The 2,126-nt window shown below is 65.3% G+C and carries 1 protein-coding gene and 1 pseudogene; both read left to right on the forward strand.

Translation table 11 applies throughout. The features are described from left to right. Window positions 1–972, forward strand: a 972-nt coding sequence (locus tag AHiyo1_RS22055; RefSeq protein WP_084784677.1) for an FAD-binding dehydrogenase, incomplete at its 5' end; no start/stop codon positions are given. 9 nt (window positions 973–981) lie between these two features. After that, a pseudogene (locus tag AHiyo1_RS22060) lies at window positions 982–2,028 on the forward strand (alpha/beta hydrolase). The last annotated feature ends 98 nt before the right edge of the window (window positions 2,029–2,126 follow it).

The raw sequence follows: 2,126 nt of genomic DNA on the forward strand, positions 1-2,126 counted from the left end.
ATCGGCGGGAACCACGCTTTAGTGCGGAGGCAATGGCCCGACGGCGGTGCGCCGGAACATATGCTGAGCGGTGTACCCGCCTCCGTTGACGGCGCGTTTCTGGCCGCCGCCGCAGCCGCAGGCGGCAGGCTCATCAATGGCGACCGCATGTGGCACTACCCCGAAGGTATCCACAACCACTCCCCAGTGTGGCCTTCGCACGGTATCCGCATACTCCCCGGTCCGTCGGCGCTGTGGATTGACGCGACGGGCCGGCAGTTGCCCGCCCCGCTGTTTCCAGGCTTCGATTCTCTGGGCGCCCTCCGGCACATCCTTGCGGGCGGACACGGACATTCATGGTTCGTGTGCAACCGCACCGTCGCGCTGAAGGAGTTCGCCCTGTCAGGCTCCGAACAGAACCCGGACCTGACTGACAAGGACATCAGGCTCCTTGTTTCCAGGCTCAACCCAGGCAGCGATTCACCATTGCGCCTCTTCCTGGACCGTGGCGTGGACTTCCTGCACGCCGCGACGGCCACCGAGCTCGCCGCGAAAATGAACGCGCTCACGGGTTCAGCGCTGATAGATCCCGCCCAGCTCGATTCAGTCATCCACGATCGGGACGTGCAAGTGGCAAGCGGACTGGGCAAGGACCCGCAGCTCGCTGCGATCCGCGCGGCGCGGCGTTTCGCCACCGACAAGATCATGCGAGTGGCGCCTCCGCACCGGCTCACCGACCCGGAGCACGGCCCGCTCCTGGCTGTCCGGCTCTCCGTCCTGACCCGTAAGAGCCTCGGCGGACTTCAAACGGACCTCCGTTCGCGCGTGCTTGACGATTCCGGAGTTCCTGTCCCCGGCATGTATGCGGCGGGTGAGGCCGCCGGTTTCGGCGGAGGAGGAATCCATGGCCACCGGGCATTGGAAGGGACGTTCCTTGGCGGCTGCCTGTTCTCCGGACGTGCAGCCGGGCGCGATGCCGCGGCGAGTGTCTAAGCTGTTCCCATGGAGTGGCAGACCGATATCCTCGGTGCGGACTTCGAGAGTTGCGCCTTCGAGGCGGCCGGACCTGATGGCGTCGTCCGGCGCGCAACGCTGGTCCGGCATGTCCCGCGCCAGGGCGCGGACAGCCCGGGTGGCTTTCCCCCCGTCCGCCAACCGTTCGGTCCTGTTCCTGCACGGATGGAGCGACTACTTTTTCAACGTCGCCTTGGCGGAGTTCTGGACGGGACAAGGCTTCCATTTCTACGCGTTGGACATGCACAACCATGGCCGCAGCCTGCAAGCGGACAGGCCTGGCGGTTACGTTGAGCACCTGAACGATTACGACGCCGAAATCAGCAAAGCCATCGATATGATCCGCTCTTCGGATGGGCATGGGCAGGAGCCCGGCTCGTTGACCCTGATGGGGCATTCCACCGGAGGCCTCGTGGCCGCTTTGTGGGTCAGCAGCCACCCCGGCTCCGTCCAGTACCTCGTCCTCAATAGCCCGTGGCTTGAAATGCACGGAAGTTCCGTGGTCCGCCGCGCCGCCCAGACCATGGTGAAGCCGCTGGCACGCTTCCGGCCCACGACCATCCTGCGCTTGCCCGAACGCGGCTTCTATTACCGCAGCATCAGCAGCTCGGCCGAAGGCGAGTGGCTCCTCGACGATAAATACCGCCCGCCTTTGGCTTTCCCCATGCGCGCCGGTTGGCTCAGCGCGGTCCTCAGCGGCCACACGAGGGTAGCCCGGGGGCTGAGAATAGACATCCCGATCCTGGTCTTGATTTCCGGAGCGAGCGCCAACGGCATGGTCTGGCAGGAGTCCATGCGGCATTCGGACGCCGTGCTGGACGTCAACACCATGGCCGTCCGAGCCATGACCCTTGGCCGGACCGTCACCCTGGAACGGGTGGACGGCGGCTCCATGATGTCTTCCTGTCGGCCGGCCCGGTGCGCGCCGATGCCTACGACAGGCTAGCGCGTTGGATTCACGGGTACATTACCAACGAGCCGCGGACGGAACCTCCGGCAGGCTACGAACTTGGACAAGCGGGGGAAACGCCATGACCACTGAACTGGGGGTGCCGGTCTGGCAACATGACTTCCTGGGCGGTGGTTTCGAGGCCTTGGAGCTGGAACTTCCACCGGACGAGGAGGGTCCGGTC

The sequence above is a fragment of the Arthrobacter sp. Hiyo1 genome, assembly GCF_001263615.2.
GTDB lineage: Bacteria > Actinomycetota > Actinomycetes > Actinomycetales > Micrococcaceae > Arthrobacter.